This window comes from Acinetobacter sp. FDAARGOS_559, assembly GCF_003940475.1.
Lineage (GTDB): Bacteria > Pseudomonadota > Gammaproteobacteria > Pseudomonadales > Moraxellaceae > Acinetobacter > Acinetobacter baumannii.
The window spans coordinates 1-17035 of the sequence record NZ_RKJG01000005.1; the positions used below are offsets into that span (position 1 = coordinate 1).

General features: G+C 37.1%; 8 protein-coding genes and 8 pseudogenes. 8 read left to right on the forward strand and 8 right to left on the reverse strand.

The genetic code is table 11. The features are described from left to right. From rpsA to pyrF, 4 genes and pseudogenes are all read left to right on the forward strand, one after another. A pseudogene (gene rpsA, locus EGS71_RS01440) lies at positions 1 to 1617 on the forward strand (30S ribosomal protein S1); the annotation flags it as partial. 156 nt (positions 1618 to 1773) lie between these two features. Next, positions 1774 to 2076 carry an integration host factor subunit beta gene (locus tag EGS71_RS01445; protein WP_000205997.1) on the forward strand — a complete coding sequence of 101 codons (303 nt, stop codon included), beginning with the start codon at positions 1774 to 1776 and terminating at the stop codon, positions 2074 to 2076. A 24-nt stretch (positions 2077 to 2100) separates the two neighbouring features. After that, positions 2101 to 2465 (forward strand): annotated as a pseudogene (locus EGS71_RS01450) (lipopolysaccharide assembly protein LapA domain-containing protein). 197 nt (positions 2466 to 2662) lie between these two features. Next, positions 2663 to 3298, forward strand: a pseudogene (gene pyrF / locus EGS71_RS01455) (orotidine-5'-phosphate decarboxylase). A gap of 30 nt (positions 3299 to 3328) precedes the next feature. Here the strand turns inward: pyrF and EGS71_RS01460 are convergent. Together EGS71_RS01460 and EGS71_RS01465 are read right to left on the reverse strand one after the other, a co-directional pair. Continuing rightward, positions 3329 to 4227: pseudogene (locus tag EGS71_RS01460) on the reverse strand (lysine exporter LysO family protein). Between the two features lie 49 nt (positions 4228 to 4276). After that, positions 4277 to 5820: pseudogene (locus tag EGS71_RS01465) on the reverse strand (flavin-containing monooxygenase). A 121-nt stretch (positions 5821 to 5941) separates the two neighbouring features. On the opposite strand from EGS71_RS01465, the gene EGS71_RS01470 reads away from it, so the two are divergent. The 4 genes and pseudogenes from EGS71_RS01470 to EGS71_RS01485 all read left to right on the forward strand — a co-directional run. Further along, a complete protein-coding gene (locus EGS71_RS01470) occupies positions 5942 to 6961 on the forward strand; it encodes a helix-turn-helix domain-containing protein (protein WP_000830354.1) in 1020 nt (339 codons plus the stop codon). 83 nt (positions 6962 to 7044) lie between these two features. After that, positions 7045 to 8187 carry a cell division protein ZapE gene (gene zapE, locus EGS71_RS01475; protein ID WP_000933387.1) on the forward strand — a complete coding sequence of 381 codons (1143 nt, stop codon included), beginning with the start codon at positions 7045 to 7047 and terminating at the stop codon, positions 8185 to 8187. 370 nt (positions 8188 to 8557) lie between these two features. Beyond that, positions 8558 to 10722, forward strand: a pseudogene (locus EGS71_RS01480) (malate synthase G). 102 nt (positions 10723 to 10824) lie between these two features. Further along, positions 10825 to 10956 (forward strand): annotated as a pseudogene (locus tag EGS71_RS01485) (GNAT family N-acetyltransferase); the annotation flags it as partial. Positions 10957 to 11025: 69 nt separating this feature from the next. Here the strand turns inward: EGS71_RS01485 and EGS71_RS01490 are convergent. From EGS71_RS01490 to EGS71_RS01515, 6 genes and pseudogenes are all read right to left on the reverse strand, one after another. Next, on the reverse strand, positions 11026 to 11439 hold the full coding sequence (locus tag EGS71_RS01490) for an ExbD/TolR family protein (protein WP_000525664.1): 414 nt from the start codon (positions 11437 to 11439) through the stop codon (positions 11026 to 11028). Positions 11440 to 11458: 19 nt separating this feature from the next. Next, positions 11459 to 11881: an ExbD/TolR family protein gene (locus tag EGS71_RS01495; RefSeq protein ID WP_000525862.1), complete on the reverse strand. Its 423-nt coding sequence runs from the start codon at positions 11879 to 11881 to the stop codon at positions 11459 to 11461. A 15-nt stretch (positions 11882 to 11896) separates the two neighbouring features. Continuing rightward, positions 11897 to 12778 (reverse strand): MotA/TolQ/ExbB proton channel family protein, encoded by an 882-nt coding sequence (locus EGS71_RS01500; protein ID WP_002009183.1) that lies wholly within the window; start codon positions 12776 to 12778, stop codon positions 11897 to 11899. A 40-nt stretch (positions 12779 to 12818) separates the two neighbouring features. Next, the gene (locus tag EGS71_RS01505; RefSeq protein WP_000525879.1) at positions 12819 to 13535 is read right to left on the reverse strand and encodes an energy transducer TonB; all 717 of its coding nucleotides are present in this window, start codon (positions 13533 to 13535) and stop codon (positions 12819 to 12821) included. A gap of 108 nt (positions 13536 to 13643) precedes the next feature. Beyond that, complete coding sequence (locus EGS71_RS01510) at positions 13644 to 16343, reverse strand: TonB-dependent receptor (RefSeq protein WP_000731480.1); 2700 nt, start codon at positions 16341 to 16343, stop codon at positions 13644 to 13646. A 520-nt stretch (positions 16344 to 16863) separates the two neighbouring features. After that, positions 16864 to 16956, reverse strand: a pseudogene (locus EGS71_RS01515) (hypothetical protein); the annotation flags it as partial. Positions 16957 to 17035: the final 79 nt, after the last annotated feature.

A 17035-nucleotide genomic window follows, 5' to 3' on the forward strand; every position in this document is an offset into this window, starting at 1 on the left:
AAGTGAATTAAACCTCAACGTGAAAAGGGTGCAGTCATCCAAGGTGTTGTTGTAAATCGATAGTGACTGGTTACTGTTGACACTGCCTTAAATCTGAAGGCATTGTTGACCGTGCTGAATTTTTAAATGAACAACGTGAACTTGAAGTTCAGGTTGGCGATACTGTTGACGTAGTTGTTGAAGCTCTTGACAACGGTATGGGTCAAACAGTTTTATCACGTGAAAAGCTAAACGTGCTGAAACTTGGACTAAACTTGAAAAAATCTTTGAAGATGGCGAAATCGTTACTGGTGTTATCTCTGGTAAAGTTAAAGGCGGTTTCACTGTTGACATCGGTCCTGTTCGTGCGTTCTTACCAGGCTATTAGTTGACACTCGTCCTATCCGTGACACAACTCACCTTGAAGGTAAAGAGTTAGAAAGTATCAGCTTGATGCTAAACGTAACATTGTTGTATGTCGTTGTTATGGAAGCTGAATCTTCTGCTGACCGTGAAGCATTACTTGCTCAACTTGAAGAAGGTCAAAGTTACAGGTACTATCAAAAATCTACTGATTACGGTGCATTCGTTGATCTTGGCGGTATTGATGGTCTTCTTCATATCACAGATATGGCTTGGAAGCGTATCAAGCACCCTTCAGAAGTTGTTGAAGTTGGTCAAGAAGTTACTGTTAAAGTACTTAAGTTTGACCGTGAACGTAACCGCGTATCTTTAGGTCTTAAACAATTAGGCGAAGATCCATGGTTAGCGATCATGAGCCGTTACCCTAAAGGTTCTATCGTTAAAGCACGTGTTACTAACTTAACTGACTACGGCTGTTTCGCTGAAATCGCTGAAGGCGTTGAAGGTTTAGTACACGTTTCTGAAATGGACCACACTAACAAAAACATCCACCCATCTAAAGTTGTTCAGATCGGTGACGAAGTTGATGTTATGGTTCTTGAAGTTGACGAAGAACGTCGTCGTATCAGCCTTGGTATCAAACAAACTCGTGCTAACCCATGGGAAGAGTTTGCTAAGTCTCATGAGAAAGGCGAAAAAGTTTCAGGTACAATCAAGTCTATCACTGACTTTGGTATCTTCATTGGTTTAAATGGCGGTATCGACGGTCTAGTTCACTTGTCTGATATTTCTTGGAACGAACAAGGCGAAGAAGCTATCCGTCGTTACAAGAAAGGTGACACTGTTGAAGCAGTTATCTTGTCTGTAGACGCTGAAGGTAACCGTATCAGCCTTGGTATCAAGCAATTGAACAGCGATCCGTTCAATGATTTCTTAGCTGCTAACGAACGTGGTGCTTTAGTTAAAGGTACTGTAACTGCAGTTGATGCTCGTGGCGCAACTGTTAAGTTAGCTGACGAAGTAGAAGCTACTCTTAAAGCTTCTGAAATCAACCGTGACCGCGTTGAAGACGCAACTAAATTCTTAGAAGTTGGTCAAGAAGTTGAAGCGAAAATCATCAACGTTGACCGTAAATCTCGCTCTATCAACTTGTCTATCAAAGCGAAAGACGAAGCTGAAGAGAAAGAAGCAGTTGCTAACTTGCGTACAGCATCAGCTTCTCAAGACAATGGTCCTAAGACTATTGGTGACTTGATCAAAGCACAAATGAAGTAATAAGTTAACAAAGTACAGTTTCATGTAACGAAATTGTACTTTTTATACAAATTACTGTAAACGGTAGCGTAGTATTCAACATACTGCGCTACCGTTTTGTATTTAAACAGGTTATTATCAAACGACTTAGAGTAGTAATAAATAACGAGGTCGTAGATGACTACTGAAGCTCTTAATAAGTCTGATTTGATTGAACGCATTGCGCTAAAAAATCCACACTTGGCTGAACCATTGGTGGAAGAAGCGGTTAAGATTATGATTGACCAAATGATCGAAGCTCTTTCGTCTGACAATCGTATTGAAATCCGTGGTTTTGGTAGCTTTGCATTACACCACCGTGAACCTAGAGTTGGTCGTAACCCTAAAACAGGTAAGTCAGTAGATGTTGCAGCGAAGGCTGTTCCACATTTTAAACCAGGTAAAGCACTCCGTGATGCAGTGAATGAATCTGGAAAATAAATAAAACTCATAAGTGGGGTGCCTATGCGTTATATTCTAATTGCATTACTCATTATTGTATTTGGCTATTCTTTAGCACTTGTTTTGCAGAACCAACAGAACTTCCTGTTGATTTATTATTTACTCAAGTTCCTGCAATGCGTTTAGGTTTATTATTGTTGCTTACCTTAGCGCTTGGAATTGTGGTTGGGCTTTTATTAGGTGTACAAGTTTTCCGAGTTTTCCAAAAAAGCTGGGAAATTAAACGTCTCCGCAAAGATATTGATCATTTGAGAAAAGAACAAATTCAAAGTGCTCAATTGGCGGCAGCAGAAGCAGCTGCAAATGTAAGACATGAAAAAACTGTTGTAGATATTTATCCCCAAGATAAAAACTCTACTCCTTTATAATTTTTGGTACTACTCTTTATCTCGTCATAAAGAGTAGTATTTTCCCTTCTATATTCCTCATTATCCTTCTAGTTTAAAATCACTATTTCCTCATTTAAGAATTTGGTTCAATAGATTTCTTTATTACTGGCTGACTTGTCTATTATAATAGCGCTGATTTTGTGATGGAAGAAAGTCTCTTGAGTATCATTGTTGCGTTGGACGCTAAAAGCCAATATGACGCTTTAAAAATTGTTGAACAACTTGATCCTACTTTATGTCGCGTAAAAGTAGGTAAAGAGCTTTTTACTCATGAAGGCCCATCTGTTGTAAAAAAACTTCAAGAAGAAAATTTCGAAGTTTTCCTAGATTTAAAATTCCATGATATTCCAAATACGACGGCTCAAGCTGTATGTGCTGCCGCAGACTTAGGTGTATGGATGGTTAACGTACATGCATCAGGTGGCCGTAAAATGATGGAAACCTGTGTGGAGCGTTTAAAAGCAGGTAATTATCAAACACAATTAATTGCGGTAACAGTTTTAACTTCTATGGGGCGTGAAGATTTAAAAGATATCGGGTTAGATATTGAACCTGTAGAACAAGTTAAAGATTGGCGAAACTTACTAAGAAAGTGGTTTAGATGGTGTAGTTTGTTCTGCTCAAGAAGCTAAAATTCTTCGTGAGTTAATTGGACAAGATTCTCTTTAGTTACTCCGGGAATACGTCCTGAAGGTAGTAATGCAGATGACCAAAAACGTATTGTAACTCCGAAACAGGCAATGCTTGATGGGTCTACACATTTAGTTATTGGTCGTCCGATTACTAAAGCAGAAATCCAACTGAAATGTTGAAATCAATTCTTGCTTCAATTGTTTAAAAGTTTAAAACACAGTAATTAAAAGTGGAGCGAGTAGACTTAAGAGTAAGCCACTCATCATGGCATGTGGTACATAATGTGTGCCACATGACTGTTTTACCATTGCTAATGTTACATCCATTGAGGTAGCGCCAGCACTTGAAATCGCTGGACGTGGAAACCGCCAACCCATTGTATACATGAGTAAAATTGCAACTATCTCTCTAAATAGATCTGTGAGCAAGGCAATCCCACCTAACTCAGCTGAATGTAGCTGTGTAAATAAAATACTGACATTGGAATACCAACCATAGCCTTGGCCCAAAGCTAATATTTCATTAAGTGTAAACTCATGACCAAGTAAGGAATAGTTGAGAAGCCCAGCTAAGCACGAGCCTATAAAGGCGGCCAAAGGTACAATAAGAATTTCCAACTTAACCATGTACGATTAAAATGAGTAAAAGCAAGTTCGATTCCGATTAAAAAAATAAAAAGTAATAGTAAATACCAACTATTAAAGGGAATATGGGTATGTAATTGGGTAAGAAGAATGCTAAAATCACGCCTATTGTTAAAGCTAAAAATGCCTTGGCAATATTTTTTAATGCATTCATAAAAAGTTGAAGCGAAATTTTCCCTTTAACACTTTCTTTATCAAAAATTGTATAAGCGAATAAGCAAGTAAAAAAGAACCAAGAGAAGTGGTTAATGCAATTAATAGAGCAGGTGGAAGTATAGTTGAGGGATTATCAATTTGGTCAAGGGCGAGTGTTAGTTCTAAAGCTACACTGGTTAGTAAAATATAAGAAAAATAAGGCAGGATTTTAAAAATAAAATGCCGAATATTATTGAGAGTTTAGGACCTAGAAAATAACCAAATGCTAATACAAGAAAAATTTGAATAATGAGACTAATGGACTGCATATAATAATAGATAGATTGTTATCAACCTATCTATTATGTATTGAACATATTATGCTGCATAGCTCTGTGAGCATTTATTTAATAACAAATAATCTTTAGGATTAATTTTACGAGTGTCTAGCCAATATTTCCATGTATAAGTTGGCCATAAAGAAAAGTTCTTTCCATCGGCAGCTTGATACCAGCTGCTACATCCGCCAGCTTGCCATACAGTACCTTGAAGTTGTGTTTGTATTCTTTCATTGAAGGAATCCTGAACTTCCGGTTTAATTTCTATAGCGTGCTGTCCAGATTTTCAACTAGATCAATAAGCTGTAAAATATAATTAACTTGTGACTCAATCATAAATATAATCGAGTTATGACCTAAAACGGTATTTGGCCCGACCAGTTGAAATAGGTTAGGAAAATTCTTGGTCATAATTCCATAATAACTTTCTGCACCGTTTTTCCAAGCCTGTTTCAATTCAATTTGATTGCGACCAATACATGTAAAATGTTTTAAATAAATACGTGGATCGGTAACAAAACCAGTTCCATAGATTAAACAGTCAATTGGTCTTTCTTTTCCATCCTTTGTAATAATACTGTTCTCTTTAATTTCTTGAATACCCTCGGTCACTAATTCAACATTTTTACGGTTAAAAGTAGGGAAGTATTTATTTGAAATAAGAATGCGTTTACAGCCCATCACAAAGTCTGGTGTAAGTTTCTTGACTAAATCTTTATCTTTAACTTGGAAACGTATAAATGCCTCAGCTAATTTTTGTCCATATTTCATGATTTGCGGCTGAACTATAGGAACAACGCGGATTCATTACTCCAATAAAGGCGGCTGCGATGAATTTGTCGATAGAAGTTTGATTTTTTAAATAGAGCTTTGCTCAAATTAGAGTATTTACGCTCATCTCGTGGGATAACCCAAGCTGCTGTACGTTGGAATACATATAATTGCTTAACGTCTTTTGCGATTTCTGGAATATATTGAATTGCACTACCACCAGTACCAATGGAAGCAACTGATTTACCTTCTAGACTGTAGTCATGTTCCCATTGGGAAGAGTGAAAAACTTTACCCTTGAACTTTTCAATACCTTGAATATGAGGGATTTGTGGAATATGTAGTGGACCTGATGCAAAAACTACAAATTGTGCTTCGAGAGAAGGTTGGTTGCAAAATCTAGTGTCCATATATGGCGCACTTCATCATACTGTACATGAGTAACCTCATGGTTAAACTTACAGTAGTTTTTAATTTGATATTGATTGGTTATATCTTGGATATAATCGAAAATTTCAGGAGCTTCTGCATAACGTTTTGACCAGTCAGTTTTAGGTGCAAAAGACAAAGAGTACATATGTGATTGAACATCACACGCAGCTCCTGGATAGCGGTTTTCACGCCAAGTTCCACCGACATCATTAGATTTTTCTAAAATAAAAAATCTGATTGTTGGCTTTGTAACAGACGAATAGCCATGGCAAGGCCACCGAATCCAGCACCAATAATTGCGATTTTAGTTTTTTGAATAGCATGTTGTTTTGCGTTTAGCATTGGAAACCCTGCATATGCGGTAAAGAGGATTGCAGGCAAGACTAACGTTTTTTAAACAGTTTAAACATGATTGTATCGACGTGAAAATTGATAGATTCGGCAATTAATTTTATCACTTCTTTATAGTAAAACATTTCAGTCTAGGGAAATTGATAAAAGAATGAAACGATCGGCACTTGGTTTAATCTATTTAATTCAAGGAATGCGCAATGCGGGCATTGATGTCGACTCACGTTTGGCAGATATAGGTATTAAAGTAGATTCCTTGGACCCAAGCTCAACAATTCATGACAGTTTGGAATGGGATATACAGCAAATTATTAGTGAGAATGTTGACCCAGAGAAAGGATTATTTATTGGACAACATTACGCATTGGCAGGTTATGGTCCTTTACTCATGTTACTTGTGACCAGCCATGATATACAAACAGCCTTAGAAAAAGGCATACAGTATCAAAAGCTTACTCATTTATTTGGTACTTTGAGCTTACAAGAAACTGAAAATCACATTATTTTGAACTATTTACCGGTCGATTTAAAAACAGAAATCGGTTTACTCCGTGCCCAATGCGAAATTTCGGGTACTTATAAGTTTATTCAAGATATTTATACCATGATGGGCTTAAAAATGCCTGACATGCGTATAGATTTACCATTTCCGAAACCCTCTGATCCAGATACCGTTGCTCAATATTACGCATATTATGGAGATGATCTACATTTTAATTCTACACATGCAGCATTTAGCCTAAGTAAGAATGTGCTGGAAATAAAAATTCCTTCAGCAGATATTATTACTCATCGTATCTATGAGGCTAAATGTATCAAAGAAATAGAAAGATTAAATGAACAAGATCATCAAATACCGCCTATTATTCAATATGTGCAAGATTATTTAGAGCTACAACAAGGAATTATCCCGAGCATGGCGGAAACCGCTTTTGCTTTGAAAATGCCTGAAAGGACATTAAGGCATCAATTGCAGCAGCTTAATACGAGTTATAAACAAATTCGTGAACAGATTATTAAGAATAAGGCGCTTAAACTTATGGAATATAAAGAGTATTCAATAGAAGTTATTGCAGAAGCACTTGGTTATTCTGAACCTGCCGCTTTTAATCATGCATTTAAAAGATGGTTTGGACAGAGTCCTCGGCAATATGGAAAAGAGTTTTACTGAGTGTAACTCTTGATGCTAAAAGCTAATGTGGTCGGACAAAATGTTCGCTATACTCTCTTCAGTTAAAATTGAAATAAAATGATATGTTAAATTTAAAATCTTCTCATAGTACTGCATTTACTCCGTCTTCCCCAGCAGAGCGCTATGCTGAGGCATTGGCTTCAGGCCAGTTTATGGCAGATGAGGCACAAGCACAGGCAGTGCAAGAATTAGATCGTGTATGGAAAGAACTTTTAAATCGTTATAAGGCTTCTAAAAAAGCTTTCCGTCGTTTCCGCCGCCAAACTTCTCCAAAAGGTGTATATATGTGGGGCGGTGTAGGACGTGGCAAAACTTGGCTTATGGACCAATTTTATGAGTCTGTACCATTTCGCCGTAAAACACGTATGCATTTTCATCACTTTATGCAACATGTTCATAAAGAGTTAAATAAACTTTCGGGTCAACGTAATCCACTCGATATCGTAGCTGATCAAATTTATAAAGATGCTGTCGTTATTTGTTTCGATGAGTTTTTTGTCTCGAACGTAACTGATGCAATGATTTTGAGTGACTTATTCCAAAAGTTATTTGTTCGTGGTGTAACACTCATTGCAACTTCAAACATTGCACCAGACGGTTTATATAAAAACGGGATTCACCGTGATCGTTTTATTCCTACAATTGAAATGGTTAAAAAGAACTGTGTCGTTTTAAATGTAGATGCAGGGGTGGATTACCGTTTACGTGTTTTAAAACAGGCTCAATTGTTTAAATCACCATTAGGTAATGAAGCTCAAAGCTGGATATCAGAGCGTTATACTGCTTTAACTCATACTCAAACCAATTCTCATGAACCGATTGTGATCAATAACCGTGTTGTTGAAACACTAGGGCATACGGAAGATGTTTTATGGTGTGAGTTTTCTGAACTTTGCTTAAAGCCGCGTAGTCCAGCAGACTTTATTGAAATTGCCAATATTTATAATACGGTTTTAGTCAGTAATGTTCCTCACTTAACAGACTTCCTGTCTGAAGGCACACGTCGTTTTATTTATCTAGTCGATGAATTTTATGATCGTGGAGTGAAACTACTTTTAACCTCTCAAGATAGTATTATTGATATCTATCAAGGCGAGAAATTGGCTTTTGAAATTGAGCGTACTCGTTCACGTTTATTAGAAATGCAGTCAGATGAGTATTTGCATTCTGAACATCGACATATTGATGCGACTAAAACTTCTTAAGAAATCAGATATGAAGAGCGCTCTAAATTGAGCGCTTTTTTTACAACAAAAAAAGATAAATTTAGCGAAATAGTACTTTTTCATTGTGCAAAGTTTGATATAACTAAATACGCTTTAGAAAAAAACAAGATAGTGAAATTTTTTGTCTGTTAACAAAAAGTCTAGTTTCAGTATCTTTAAATATTGAATAAATTGTTGGGAATCCTAGTTAGAATTTTAATATTTTCCTATATAGAAAAATTTATCTTTGTCAATAGTTATGCAAGGGAAAATGCTTACTATTTAGGAATGTGATATTAGTATTCAGCTTAATTTAAATCGGTATACTAGGATTCTCTTGGTATAAAAAGTAGCAACTTCAGGAAAGACAATGACTGCACGTATTCAAAAGGCAAGTTAGCGATTGCTAAAGAACTTTACGATTTTATCGAAAATGAAGCTTTACCAGGTTCTGGTTTAGATAGTGAAACTTACTGGAAGAACTTTGAGCAAGTTGTTGTCGACCTTAGTCCAAAGAATAAAGCATTATTGGCTAAGCGTGATGAATTACAAGCAAAAATTGATGAATGGCACCGCAACAATAAATTTGAATTAGGTGCTTACAAAGCATTTTTAACTGAAATTGGTTATTTATTACCAGAAGTTGAAGACTTCCAAATTACTACTGAAAACGTAGATGAAGAAATTGCATTGTTAGCAGGCCCACAATTAGTAGTACCTGTACGTAATGCACGTTATTGCTTAAATGCAGCAAATGCACGCTGGGGTTCTTTGTACGATGCACTTTACGGCTTCGATGTAATTTCAGAAGAAGGCGGTGCAGAAAAAGGAAAAGGATATAACCCTGTACGTGGTGCGAAAGTTATTGAGTTTGCTAAAAACTTCTTAAATGAAATTTTCCCGCTTGCGCAAGGCTCACATGCTGATGCAACTAAATATGCAATCGAGCAGAATAAACTCGTTGTGAATTTAAAAGATGGTACTAAAACTGGCTTAGCTCATGAAGCTCAGTTTGTGGGTTTCAATGGTGAAGAAGCGAACCCTTCAGAGGTTGTTCTTTTGAGTAATGGCCTACATGTCATTATTGAAATTGATGCGAATAGCCCAATTGGCCAAACTGATTTAGCGGGTGTTAAAGATCTAACACTTGAAGCTGCGGTTACAACAATTCAGGATCTTGAAGACTCTGTAGCAGCTGTTGATGCAGAAGAAAAAGTTGAAGGTTATCGTAACTGGTTAGGTTTGATGAAGGGTACTCTTCAAGAATCTATCGAAAAAAATGGTAAAACAATTGTTCGCGCTTTGAATAAAGACCGTGAAATTAAAAATTTGATCGGTGGCACAACCAAACTACATGGTCGTTCACTTATGTTACTTCGTAACGTAGGTCATTTAATGACGAATCCAGCGATTTTAGTTGATGGTGAAGAAATTTTCGAAGGTATTATGGATGCGTTGGTAACACCATTGTTGTCAATTGCTGACATCCGTAGTGAAAACGAAAATAAAAACTCTCGTAAAGGGTCTATGTATATTGTTAAACCAAAAATGCATGGTCCTGAAGAGGTTGCTTTTGCTGTTGAGTTATTTGAGCGTGCTGAGCAAGCCTTAGGATTACCAGCGAAGTCTTTAAAAATCGGTATTATGGATGAAGAACGCCGTACATCTGTAAACTTGAAAAACTGTATTGCTGCTGCTAAAGATCGCACAATCTTTATTAACACTGGGTTCATGGACCGTACTGGTGATGAAATTCATACTTCTATGGAAGCTGCTCCAGTTGTTCGTAAAGAAGCGGTTAAAACACAAAAATGGATTGCTGCTTACGAAAACCGTAACGTTGCAATTGGTTTGAAATGTGGTTTACAAGGTAAAGCTCAAATTGGTAAAGGCATGTGGCCAAAACCAGATAGCATGAAAGATATGTTGGCAACTAAAGCTGCTCATCCAAATGCTGGTGCTTCATGTGCTTGGGTTCCATCACCAACAGGTGCTGTACTTCATGCGATGCATTACCATCAAGTAAATGTAAAAGCACGTCAAGATCAGTTAAAAGCTGAAGAAATGTTGTCATTAGATGACTTGTTAACTCCTCCATTTGCAACTGATACAAACTGGTCAGCAGAAGAAATTAATAACGAACTTGAAAATAACTGCCAAGGTATTTTAGGTTACGTTGTTCGTTGGGTTGACTTAGGTGTAGGTTGTTCAAAAGTTCCTGATATTAACAATGTGGGCTTAATGGAAGACCGTGCAACATTACGTATTTCTTCTCAACATGTTGCCAACTGGTTACGTCACGGTATCGTGACTCGTGAACAAGTTGAAGAAGTGCTTAAACGCATGGCAAAAATTGTTGATGAACAAAATGCGAATGATCCATTGTATAAACCAATGGCAGCTAACTTTGAAACTAGTATTGCTTTCCAAGCGGCTTCAGATCTTATCTTTAAAGGTTGTGAACAGCCTTCTGGTTATACTGAGCCATTACTACATGCGGCTCGTTTAAAATTAAAAGGTTATACAGGTGACTAATTTTAACCTGTTATAAAAAAGCCTCTTCGGAGGCTTTTTTTATTTTTGGTATATTTTGTGCTTATAGATAAGGCGTGAATTTATAAATAAAGGATTTCAAGTTTGATTAACTTAAAAAATCTTGATCGTGAGAATTGGCTTCTATGCGCAAAATTATCATTAGATGATTATCAAAAGGACTATGTCGCGCCAAATGTATACTCTATTGCTGAGTCTAATGTTGAGGAATACTTTAAAAAAACGCTAACTGAGAATTCAAGTTAGCGTTGAAGGAAATGGAATTAACTAAAGTTAAAAGCGATATTAATTGCTACTCACAATCCCAATTTTAGTTACACCTAAACGCTGCGCCATAGCCATGACCATCGCTACATTTTTATATTCAGCCATTTGGTCTGGTTTAAGTTTGATTTGGTCTTGATCTTTTTTGGCGACAACACCTTGAAATAAAGTCTCTAGTGCCTTGCGGTCAGAAACCTGTTGGTTATTCCAAAATACTTTGCCTGCTGCATCAATTCTTACATCAATGATTTCAAGTGGCTTTTCATTTGTTGGTGGCGGTGTGCCATTTGGCAAATTAATATTAATCGCATTGTTTGGTGCAGGTATAGTAATAATAAACATAATAATGAGTACCAGCATGACATCAATAAGCGGTGTCATGTTCACCTCTAGCATTACATCGTCATCATTATTTGAGCCAACATTCATACCCATAAAATTCTCCTTAAAATCATTACGGGGAGGCTGGAGGGGTAGTAACAAAGGCAATTTTGCCAATACCAGCTTGTTTGGTCGTACTAATGACCTGATCTATCGCTTCAAAATGGGTAAGCTGATCTCCTCGAATATGTACCTCGGGCTGCGGTCTTTTTTGTGCCACAGCTTGTAATTTTGCTAACAATATTTCTTTATTCGGTACATAACTCTCGTTCCAGAAAATATCGCCTTTCTTATTAACTGAAAGTTGGATGTTTTCAGGCGTGGTCGCGTACGGAGTATTTTTTTCTTCTGGTAGTTTCACCGGAACTGTATGCGTAACTACCGGAATAGTAATAAGAAAAATAATAAGTAAAACCAACATGACATCTACGAGAGGTGTCGTGTTAATCGTTCCAATCATTTCGTCATCATCTTCAGAACCAACACTCATACCCATAATGTCTGCTCCTGATTATTTAATGCTGCGATTAATTGAATTGTTGGTATTAATTTCTCCGCTTAATAAAACTGCATGTAAATCTGAACCAAATGAACGAACATTTTCCATCACTGCTTTATTACGACGAGTCAACCAGTTGTAACCCAGTACAGCAGGTACTGCGACCGCAAGACCAATAGCTGTCATAATGAGAGCTTCACCAACTGGGCCTGCAACTTTATCAATAGATGCCTGACCTGAAATCCCGATTGCAGTTAAAGCGTGATAGATTCCCCATACTGTTCCGAAAAGACCTACGAAAGGTGCTGTAGAGCCAACTGTTGCTAAAAAAGCGAGACCGCCGCCTAAATGGTTTTGTACTTTTTCGATAGCACGTTGTATTGAAATGCTCACCCAAGTATTAAAGTCAATGCGTTCAAGTAGTGAGCCGCCGTGTGATTTAGTCGAGTTAATGCCTTTTTCTGCAATAAAACGGTACGCGCTACTTTGTTCTAAACCTTCTGCAGCATTATCAAGCGAAGTTGCCTCCCAGAAATGTTTTTCAGCTTCTTTACCTTGGCGTTTGACTTTACCTTGTTGTAATAATTTAGAGATGATGATGTACCAAGTACCAATCGACATGAGTACTAAAATAAATAAGGTAGACTTAGCGACTAAGTCACCTTCACGCCAAAGGGCTTCTAGACCATATGGATTTTTAACAGTTTCACTTGTTGCAGGCTTTGGTGGTGGAGTTGGAGTAGTTGTATTTGAAGTAGCTTCAGTAGTTGCTGTTGCCACAGGAGCATTGCTCGTTTCTTCTGCGAAAACTGAGCTTAATGGAAGTAATGAGCAAGCTGCGATTAAACTTGCAGAAGCGAAATGTACTAGTGGTTGAGTTGATTTTTTCATCATATATCTCCAATATTTTTTAATTTCTTGCTAATTCAATTGTTTATTCAATTACGAATGGATATTCAATTTCATACCAGTCTTGCTGAGGTACGCCATCTTTCATTGCTGGTTTGAACGTACATAAGCTGTAGGCTTTAGTTGCTGCTTTATCTAAAATTTTGCTGCCACTCGATTTTTTTACTTTGGCATCAATGACTTTGCCGGATGTATCAACCAAAACACGTATACGCACTGTTCCTTGCTCTTCGTTCATGAGTGCTTCACGTGGATATTCTGGTTTTTCACAGCCCGCAGAGCCTTCTGAAACACCACGAGTTACACCAGCGGGTTTAGGTGCTGGTGCAGCCGCCGCCACTGGAGCGGGTGCAGCAACAGGGCTCGGAGAAGGAGTACTAGGTGCAGCAGGAGCCGGAGTAGCGACTTTAGTCGGTTGAGCTACTGGCGTCGTTTTTTGTACTGGTGTTGCTACTTTCTCTACTTCTTTTGGTGGCTCAGGAACCTTGGCAACTTTTTCTACCATTTTTGGTGGCTCAGGTGGTTTTTCCTTTGGTTTCGGCTCTTCCGGTTTTGGTGGAGGAGGTGGCTTAATATCCTGAATAATTTGTAATTCCACAGGTTTTTCTGCTGGTTTTTGAATATTGTTTGCTAAACCTGACATCAGAATATAGGCAACAAGAAGATGCAGAAAAATGACTGCAGCAATACCAATTAGGCGTTTGGCAGATTTATTTTCTATGTCTGTAAAAGTCATGCCCATAGTTACTCCTGAAACTGTAGACAAACAATTTTTAAATTAATGTTTGGCTAAGGATGAGTATTCGGTCTGCAAACACGATCTCTAAAGTCGTGTTTGCAAAATAACCACTTAGAACTTGTATGTACCACGTAAATAGTATGTACGTCCTGTTGGGTCACCATACCGAGGGTCATATCCGTATTGGAAATTATCTAAAACGTTTGAAGCAGATGGGTCTTCGTCGAAAATATTTTTAATACCCGCTGTTAGCTCAAGATTTTTAAAGCCTTTATAGGTACCAGAAATATTATAGAGGGTATAATCACTAACTTTGTGATGATCATATTGTTCTTCACCTATCTGATTTTGATCATCGTAACCACGTACAAACTGTTGTTCAAAAACTAATTTCCAATTTTCATATGCCCAGTTAATATTAGCTGTGTGTTTCCATCTGACGACAGCAGGGTCCTCATATAGACCAACCTGTCCTGTCCATGGCTCACCTTTTGAGTCGCGATAATCTAGTTTGGATACATAAGTCCCATCAATTCCAAAGCCAAAACGGCCAGTGGATGTCATTGGAGTTAAATAATTTAGGCTAATATCAAAACCTTCTGTTTTTATGCCACCAGAGTTGAATAAGTTGGTTTTTATATAGTCGATAGTACCATCAGCATTTCTTACAAAAAGAGCAGAGTATTTTTCAGGTTCCCCAAAGATGGTGGCTTCTCCCACCTGAGCAATTAGGTCGTCAATTTTAATATTGAAATAGTCAACCGTTAGTACAAGATTTTTAATTGGTTCAAAAACAAAGCCGGCAGTAAATGATTTTGATTCTTCTGGTTGTAAATCTTTTGAGCCTCCCTGTAATTTCATAAATTGAGTATTACAAAAGTCATTTTTATTTTTCCCTTCTACGACCTCACCGCCTGGGCAATAAAATGGGTCATTATATTTTGCACCAGTATAAGTTTTGCTTTGAGCAGCATTAATCTCATATAGGCTTGGTGCACGGAAACCTGTGCTATATGAAGTACGGAACATGAGTTGTTTTAATGGTTCCCAACGGATCGCGAATTTAGGATTAAAAGTATCGCCAAAGTCACTATAGTCATCGTAACGGGCTGCAAGTTGTGCTTCGATCGTTTTGGTTATAGGTATTTGTAATTCAGCAAATGCAGAGGTAATGTCTCGGTCACCGGAATTATCAGGTTTACTAGGGTCTGTACCACTACTAGGAGCTTGACGGACTAAATCTGCATTAATATGTTGTTTCCAATCTTGATTAGTAAAGCTGCCTCCTAAAGCAAAACCAACCTCACCAGCAGGTAAAGTAAAAATAGGGCGGCTAATACTGAAGTCAGCAGTAGTGGATTCTAAAGTTGCTTCATTATATTTCCCTTTAACTGATAAATTATTCCAGATATTAGGATCACTACTTTCACCAAATGGGTTTAATGTTCCGTTATTTAATGCATCTTGTAATTTAGTCTTATTTAATTGACCAGTAACGAAATTATCTGAGGCTTCACTTTTTGCATAGGTAACACCTGTGTTTAAATCCCAGCCCCATACGTCACCTTCCAAACCTGCAAAAAGCCGATGTGATTCATTAATTGATTTAGCTATACGGTTTCCTGCATGTGATCGTAAATAGAGTTCAAGGGGAGCACCACTTAACCCTTTAACGCTAGGAACAATACCATTGCCTGGATAATATGGACTATCACTTGGAAGGGTGACGCGAGTTGACAGATTACTGCGGCTAAATGGGTCAGGGGCAACAGAAGTGATAACTTCACTACGTGAATAAATATATTCACCAATAGCATTTAAATTATCGTTAACTTTGAATGTACCACGTCCTAAAACAGAAACGTTTTCTACATCTGGTTTGATACCTATCAAAGCTTGAGTATTTGCATAACAGAATCCTTCTTCTGCTGACTCTGCGGGACCCAAACATTGACCATTTTGAGCATAGGGATTTCCTGAAACTCCAGATATAGGGTCATAAAAATTTGAGGTAAAGGCATTAGCAGAGCGTCCATCAAGACCGAGTTCTGGTAATACTCCTCCACGTTCAGAAATTTTTCGGTCTTTCGCCATAATGCCGTTAGTACGACGATAATCTACAACACCGAAAATATTAAAACCATCTTCATCTAAGTCGCCGTAGCCACCAAAGATAGAAATATCTTGTTTATCACCACCTTTGTGTTCTGGTTGTAATAAACCTGCGCTAATACCTACACCTTGATATGTTTTTTTTGTAATGAAATTAATAACCCCTGCAACAGCATCAGCACCATAAACTGCTGAGGCACCATCACGTAAAACTTCAATACGATCAATCATTGCTAAAGGAATAATATTTAGGTTTACAGTGGAAGTACCAAAAGGGTTCGCTGCGAGGCGTCGTCCATTAAGTAAAACGAGTGTTTTATCACTACCTAAACCCCGAAGGTTAGCAGTAGAACCATCGGTATTACTGGCACCCACATTCTGGTCAGTTGAAAAACCTGCCTGATTTGAACTTACACGGGTTAATGCTTCTTCAACTGTAGTAACGCCAGCATTTGCGAGATCTTCGCCTTTAATAATGGTAATTGGCGAAGCACTTTGTGCCGCAACCCCTTTAATTGAAGAACCTGTAACGGCAACTTTTACGACTTTTGTTGGTTTTTCATCGGTACTTGATTGTTCGGTTTCTGCTGCTTGTGCCATGGTAAGACACATCATGCTTAAACTAAGGGTGCTTAATTTAAGAATTGTTTTGCCAATCTTGGGGGTTGCCTGAGATCGAACATTGTATTTTTTTTTCATCGTGGACTTGATCCCTTTTTGTTGTCGTTAGCGATATTGCTGGAAAGTTTTTAAGCAAAGCAAGTGCCAACTATATATTTTTCTTTTTTTAGTTTATGCAAAATGTTGATAAATATTGATTTTATTATGCTTGAGTATGATGCTTTAGCTTTTTTGATATAAAAATAAATTTTCCGTTTGGAAAAATTTTTGTTGTTGGCGAAAAGTTTCAAAATTATTTGTATAAAAAATATACATTACTGGACTCTTCACATGCTTATTAAATAAAAATGTATCGTTTTAGAGCCTTTAAATATGTAATGTTATAATATTTATCAATACATGGTTAAATTATATTTTTATTATTAATCAATATATTGTTTTAAAAATATCTGTAATTTAGGCTTGATCTAATGTGGATCATAATTAATTTTTAATGTATTTTATTTGTGCATTTAAGGTATTAGATGATTAACTTATATGAATATAATATTTGGCAAAAAGTTACTTTTATTTATATAGTTCAAAAGTTTTTAAGTATCTAATAAAAATATGAATTTTTAATGTTTTTAAATATTTTAATATGGATATTAATAAATGGCATGAAATTCGCTTTATATTCAATGGTTACAAAACACTAGGTATTTGAGTTTATTTTTCCATTTGATCAAATCGAAAGAGCATAAAGGAAAGCAAATTTCAAATCCTAAATA

Bases quoted from the DNA above. Each gene is read 5' to 3' on its own strand.
- EGS71_RS01505 (WP_000525879.1), bottom strand. From the start codon at position 13,535: ATGGGCATGACTTTTACAGACATAGAAAATAAATCTGCCAAACGCCTA.
- EGS71_RS01490 (WP_000525664.1), bottom strand. From the start codon at position 11,439: ATGGGTATGAATGTTGGCTCAAATAATGATGACGATGTAATGCTAGAG.
- EGS71_RS01470 (WP_000830354.1), top strand. From the start codon at position 5,942: ATGAAACGATCGGCACTTGGTTTAATCTATTTAATTCAAGGAATGCGC.
- EGS71_RS01495 (WP_000525862.1), bottom strand. From the start codon at position 11,881: ATGGGTATGAGTGTTGGTTCTGAAGATGATGACGAAATGATTGGAACG.
- EGS71_RS01500 (WP_002009183.1), bottom strand. From the start codon at position 12,778: ATGATGAAAAAATCAACTCAACCACTAGTACATTTCGCTTCTGCAAGT.
- EGS71_RS01445 (WP_000205997.1), top strand. From the start codon at position 1,774: ATGACTACTGAAGCTCTTAATAAGTCTGATTTGATTGAACGCATTGCG.
- EGS71_RS01510 (WP_000731480.1), bottom strand. From the start codon at position 16,343: ATGAAAAAAAAATACAATGTTCGATCTCAGGCAACCCCCAAGATTGGC.
- zapE (WP_000933387.1), top strand. From the start codon at position 7,045: ATGTTAAATTTAAAATCTTCTCATAGTACTGCATTTACTCCGTCTTCC.